Source organism: Klebsiella sp. HMSC09D12, from assembly GCF_001808475.1.
Lineage (GTDB): Bacteria > Pseudomonadota > Gammaproteobacteria > Enterobacterales > Enterobacteriaceae > Klebsiella > Klebsiella oxytoca.
The window spans coordinates 1-5,951 of sequence record NZ_KV793422.1 but is presented as its reverse complement, the minus strand read 5'-3'; the positions used below and the strand labels follow the sequence as shown (position 1 = coordinate 5,951).

The following is a 5,951-nucleotide window of genomic DNA, read 5'->3' as shown; positions in this document are numbered from 1 at the left end:
TAAACGACGATGCAGGTGGGACCGTGGTCCCAGAGAGAGTATTCAGGCCAGTTATTTTTTCTGGCCTGTGAGAAAGGAAATGAAGTAAAGGGAGATAACCGTAGACTAAAGCGTGTCCGCATCAGACTCCTAGTTTCTCAAGCTCCTTAAGAATGGCTTCTATTTTCTCTATACACTCTGCAGGAATGCGGGACCTATCCAAGTTAAGCACCATTTTATCGCCCTTGTACAATGCTGTTGCCCCTGGAGCAAACTGATGACGTGAGCTCAGATTAACTCTTGATGCGGAAGATTGTTTCAGTACGGATGTTAAAAGACTAATGACCTCTTCAGCTTCGAAGATTAGTCCCGCTTTCTTCTGATCGTGGAGAGTCTCAGCCTGCTGCTTCAGTAATTCTTCTTTATCTGCAAAAGCCTTCTGAAGGGCTTCACCTGACCGGGCAGACAGTTCTCCAGGATGTGCAAACAGGGCAACAACGGATTTAGGCAGTTTGGCCGTATTGATACAGCGGGTAATGATCTTACGAGAGATGTTTTCCGCATCGGCAAGTGCAGAAATATTTCCAGCAAACTCATTCTGCAGCCGGCTTGTATAACGCAGACCACGTTCATAAGCACTCGTCGGCCGATAATCGTTACCCAGTCGGGACAATGCTGCCATCTGCTCATCGTCCAGTTCACCAACCAGAATGCGATAATCACTTTCCGTCAGGATTGCGGCTTTACGGCGACGGCTGCCGTCTGCAATTTCAATGACATCGGAAACCCGGCGGCCGAAAGCTGGAGTCTGCTGACCAGTCAGTAAAAATGAAGGAATGAGATCATCCAGAGCATCCTCGGTAAGTAGTTCCTGATCGCGCTCATTGCCTGACCATACGCGTGAAGCGCTCTCAACAGAGTCTCCCCGGAGCACTTCAAGGGTAAATTTTACTTCCCGTCCACATACCGGAAGAGAGATGGCATTACCGCGGGCCATAGCACCCACGCGCGCAATTAATGAATCCACCATCGGTGCAGCCGGCGCCGGTGATGAGGTATCTTCAGTCGATTGAGTATGTGTGGTATGTCTTGGAATGACAGGGGCACGCTTCATTATCTAATCTCCCAGCGTGGTTTAATCAGACGATCAAAAATCTCATTGCAAACAGGCTCCCAGATAGAGAGGGCATTACGCCAGGCACCTGTTGAAGAACGTTGATCAATAGCCTGTTCAAAAACGGTTCTCATACGGATCTGACCTTTACCGACTTCATCCGTTTCGCGCACAACATTTTTAAGGACCATGCTTCCCCAGGCATCCCGAATTTGTTCTTCCATCCACGGGGACTGCGAGCCGTTATTATTACTGTATTTGGTAAGCAGAATACGGACATCTGGCTCGAAGCCTTTAAGATCCACGTTCTTAAGCAGGTCACGAAGCATATCGAAAAACTGCAGTGCGGAGGTGTAGTCGAACAGCTCTGCCGGAGTAGGGACAATCAATACATCAGCAGCGCATACAACATTTATCGTACCGATACCAAGGTTGGGTGCACTGTCGATAACAATCACGTCATAATCATGAGCGACCGTTTCAATGGCTAGACGGAGCATCAGGTGCGGGTCAGCAGGTAATTTGCCTTCGTCAAATTTCCCCATCAGCTCAGTTTCAATGCGGTGCAGTGCCAGACAGGACGGGATGATATCAAGGCCAGGCCAGCAGGTGGGCTTTATAGCGTAGCTGGCATCATCCTTTTCCCCAAGATAAAAGGGCAGGAGAGTGTCCTCAGCATGAATATGAAGATCGGGCACCCATCCGTGATACATAGAAGCCGTTCCCTGCGGGTCATTGCCTTCAACGAGAAGAACACGGAGTCCTTTCAGGGCTAGGTCCTGAGCCAGGTGAACAGAAACGGAGGTTTTGTAAACCCCCCCTTTATGAGCGGCAACCCCGATCACCGGAGGGAAAGCATCTTCTGCACGCCGCAGTCGGGTACCGAACACATCCCGCATATGATTGATTTGTTCGATGGTATAACCAACACGTTGTTCAACTCTACCACGGGTTTCCATATCAGGGTGAGGTAACCGGCCGGCTTTCTCTGCATCCCTGATTGCCTGAGAAGAAACGCCAACCAGATCCGCCGCTTCACCAATTCTCCAGCGGCGGGTGATCTTCCTTGCTTCCGGACTGTCGTCATTAAACTGCGCAATGGCGATAGCCTTCGTCATCTCATGTCCAGCAGTAATGCACTGGTTAAGTGTATCCATCAGTCCCATTCTGAGCATCCTTTAATCATCGCTTTGCATCATTTTATTAAATCTTGGAATTATTTGCAAAGCAACAATAAAATCGCAAAGTCATCTGAAAATTGCAAAGCTGGCTGTAATGAAAGCTGTAAACCGGGGAAGAGAGGCTCAATCACATACCGCAGTCAATATTTCTCACTGCCGCTCGCCGCAGTAAGCGATCTCACTCAGTGAGAACGCGGCGAGGAAGTGGAAAAGCACAGAGACTGCACAAAGCACGAACGCTACGATGCCGGATACTTCTCCGGATTAGTCAATCTTCATGAAGTTGACTGTGATATGTGAAAAATTGACTATGGTATGAAACTAAAAGCCGAGGGCTGGTCAACAACAAAAGAAGATTCTACATATCGCAGTCAATATTTAATGTTAAATCAGGGAGAGTTACTCATGCGGCATTTAGATTACCCTTGCAGAACCCTGAATGTAGTGGGGTAGATCTGGCTGGGGATTAACGTTATTCGTTGCTTCGATCCAGTAATTGATCCCAAAGAGATCATATTGAGATCCTAAAGAGATCCCCGGATCGCTGCAGCAGGCGCTGTAACTGGCCTGAACGTCATACTGGATCGACTGTGGAATGTAAAAAGTTGACTGCTGTATGCGAAATCTAATACTGTGATATGCAACGGTATTTACTGAGGTATGTATATCCGTTGACTGCGATACGTATAACGACATTCTTTTGTGGATAACCGTTGAGGATCAAGATGACGAGCGAAAATAACAGCTTACCTCTCAATCTTCAGGAAGTGGACAAGACAACCGGCGAAGTTGTTAAGCTGGATGTCAACAGTACCAGTACTGTGCAGCCGGTAGCGCTCATGAGGCTCGGTCTCTTCGTTCCAACCCTGAAATCAACCTCCAGGAGTAAGGCAAACCGTAAAAACGTCACAGATGCCACTGAGGAGCTCGTACAGCTGTCCATCGCCAAAAGCGAAGGGTACACCGACGTTAAGATCACCGGTTCGCGTCTTGATATGGACACGGATTTTAAAGTCTGGCTCGGGATCATTCGCTCGATGTCTGAGTATGGGGTAAAAAGTGACACCCTGGAACTGTCGTTCGTTGAATTCGTTAAGATGTGTGGATTTGACTCACGGCGCTCAAACAAGAAAATGCGGGATCGCATCAGCAATTCCCTGTTTAAACTCGCCTCGGTTACCCTGAAGTTCCAGAGCGAGACCAAAGGATGGACCACCCATCTGGTGCAGTCAGCCTATTATGACATCAACGAGGATATCGTGGAGATCAAGGCTGAACCCAAGCTCTTTGAGCTTTACCATATGGATAGGCGGGTCCTGCTTCGGCTGAAAGCCATTGACGCCCTGCAGCGGAAGGAATCTGCCCAGGCGCTGTATACCTACATCGAGAGCCTTCCCCAGAATCCCGCACCTATCTCCATGAAACGTATGCGGGACCGGCTGAATCTTACCTCAAATGTCTATACGCAGAACCACACGGTCCGAAAGGCTATGGAGCAACTTCGGGATATCGGCTATCTGGATTACACCGAGTTTAAACGTGGCCGGGCGACTTACTTTAGCGTTCATTATCGCAATCCCAAACTCATCAGCGGGACGGTGAAGGTGCCGCGCAAGGAGGAAGAAGAGAAGGCGCCGGAGCAGAATTATGACGAAGTCATCAAGGCACTGAAGGCTGCAGGCATCGATCCGCTGAAACTTGCTGAAGCGCTATCGGCGATGAAGCCGGAAAATTGACTGCGATATGCATTACCATGACTGCCGTATGCATACGCAATTAGTTATTGACTGTGAGGTGAATCACGCATACTACAGTCAATATTCGCTCTCCTTCCTGCAAGTAAAGATCGGACAATATTGACTGCAGTATGTCATTTATGGCCAGAATATGCTGATATTGACTGCAGCATGCAAGTTTGACGAGGGTGTTACCCGACCAATTGAGAGCTCTCCACGTGACTGCATCCCACAGTCAATATTTCAGTAAATCCCCGGTGCGCACTGAATGAAACCACTCAGCAGAGCGTTGATTCCGGCATTGCCATGCAAGAGCTGCTAAAACCAGTCCTCCGAAGTTCGTTAATCCTGTCGTACCCTCAGCCAGCTTCGCACTGATATCTGCAATCATGAAGAGGAAACCTGATGGCTGTCAGAAATGGCCCGGGACGCAGTCACCGACGATATACTGAATAACGACCTGGCTTACCCGGTAGGAAAGGCCCTCAGGTATATCCCCTGTAACCTGCTGATATCCGGATCGCAGTAAGTTTTATTGTCTGCGGTATGAAGATGTCAGCTGGTCACCAGAGGACCGGGGCTCCTTAATACGAATGATGTCATGGTGCAATGAGAAGGTGAGGGGACACGGATGCGGTATGAATATTTCTCTCCAGACCCGGACGGAATGATGCCCGGGTCATACTGAATAAGCGTAACGCTTCTGCGGCCGGCACGGTGAGAGACTCAGAAGCGACTGACTGACTCTGCCTCGTCTGGAATGCGTTTGTCTTTATCTCCTTCACTAAGTGGCAAAGCCCCGGCCGCCTGCCCGACAATCTCAGCCGGCCGGTGGCAGGGAGCGAAAGATCTCCGCGGCATCTCGACCGTCACCGGTAAAGGGAACGGCCAGGGTGGCAGCCATGTCCAGCGCAAATACCCGGGTATAGACTTCCATCGAGCTCGGATCCTTATGCCCGGCCAGCGCCTGGATGACCTTCCTGGGCTACCGGTGATAAAGCATGTGCATGATATAGCTGTGCCGGAAGGTATGCGGCGTCACGGCGATCGAAAAATGCACGCCGTCAGCTTCAGCCCGCTACACCGCCTGTTTCAGCCAGTTGCGCATTGTCTCATCCGTGACCGGCCATAACGGCTCCCGCCGGCGGGGGCGGGTGGTGACCATCCAGCTTTCCATCTGACGCACAAAACTGCCATCCGTCAGCGGCACCAGGCGCACTTCATCTTTTGGCGGCCGCCCGCAGCGCGCCCGCACTTTCTCCGAAAGCACCCTAACAAAAGGGCGCAGACCATCCAGGTCGAAGGATTCCGGGGTGAGCGTCCGGGCTTCACCGATACGGCTCCCGGTATTCCACATGGTGGCGAACAACATGTGGTGACGCTGGTCCGGCATATACCAGAGGAGGGCGCTCACTTCCGGCGCCAGGAGGTAAGCCGGCGTGGCACCTGTTGAGGTGGCCATCCGCCGGAGTGCCACCGCGGTCGCAAAATCAACGCCCGGGGCGGATCGGCAGCAGGGAGACGCGATCTGGTGAATTCTGCAGGGGAATGATGCTGTTCATGAGTTATTTTTCACGTAGCGCACAACGGGTTTGGATACAGCTATTCTGGCCTGAAGCGGCTGATCCTGCCATGACAATAAATCGCAGCGCGCGGATCCTTTTGTTGTCTTATCCCACATTATTGCGGGTAAAATCAAATACGTAAAGGATCCTTTTTCAGCGTAGATCCACGCTCAAGCCAGTCACAACGCGGACTGAGGCGCGTTTTACAGTTTTTGGGAGAAATGGGGTAATGCCAGGACAAACAGCTATGTTGACACTGGCATTAATGAAGACGAGAAACGGCTACCTTCCAGATGCGATCGGCAGGAATGATCTTTAACATGTTCCGTCTGTGGTTGTGTAAGGGCAGCCAGTACGGCAGTGACGACTGGCTGCG

General features: G+C 50.7%; 3 protein-coding genes and 1 pseudogene. 1 reads left to right on the top strand and 3 read right to left on the bottom strand.

Annotated elements, in window-relative coordinates; genetic code table 11:
* Positions 1–121: 121 nt before the first annotated feature.
* Positions 122–1,093 (bottom strand): ParB/RepB/Spo0J family plasmid partition protein, encoded by a 972-nt coding sequence (locus tag HMPREF3178_RS05350; protein WP_004117790.1) that lies wholly within the window; start codon positions 1,091–1,093, stop codon positions 122–124.
* The gene (gene sopA, locus HMPREF3178_RS05345; protein ID WP_004117793.1) at positions 1,093–2,259 is read right to left on the bottom strand and encodes a plasmid-partitioning protein SopA; all 1,167 of its coding nucleotides are present in this window, start codon (positions 2,257–2,259) and stop codon (positions 1,093–1,095) included. The genes HMPREF3178_RS05350 and sopA overlap by 1 nt, the downstream gene beginning before the upstream one ends.
* Positions 2,260–2,999: 740 nt before the next feature.
* Here sopA and HMPREF3178_RS05340 point away from each other — a divergent pair.
* The gene (locus HMPREF3178_RS05340) at positions 3,000–4,010 is read left to right on the top strand and encodes a RepB family plasmid replication initiator protein (RefSeq protein WP_004117796.1); all 1,011 of its coding nucleotides are present in this window, start codon (positions 3,000–3,002) and stop codon (positions 4,008–4,010) included.
* Positions 4,011–4,830: 820 nt separating this feature from the next.
* On the opposite strand, the pseudogene HMPREF3178_RS30780 reads toward HMPREF3178_RS05340, so the two are convergent.
* Positions 4,831–5,572, bottom strand: a pseudogene (locus HMPREF3178_RS30780) (tyrosine-type recombinase/integrase).
* Positions 5,573–5,951 lie beyond the last annotated feature (379 nt).

Excerpts from the sequence above, each read along its gene's own strand:
- HMPREF3178_RS05350 (WP_004117790.1), bottom strand. The coding sequence starts at position 1,093 with ATGAAGCGTGCCCCTGTCATTCCAAGACATACCACACATACTCAATCG.
- HMPREF3178_RS05340 (WP_004117796.1), top strand. The coding sequence starts at position 3,000 with ATGACGAGCGAAAATAACAGCTTACCTCTCAATCTTCAGGAAGTGGAC.
- sopA (WP_004117793.1), bottom strand. The coding sequence starts at position 2,259 with ATGGGACTGATGGATACACTTAACCAGTGCATTACTGCTGGACATGAG.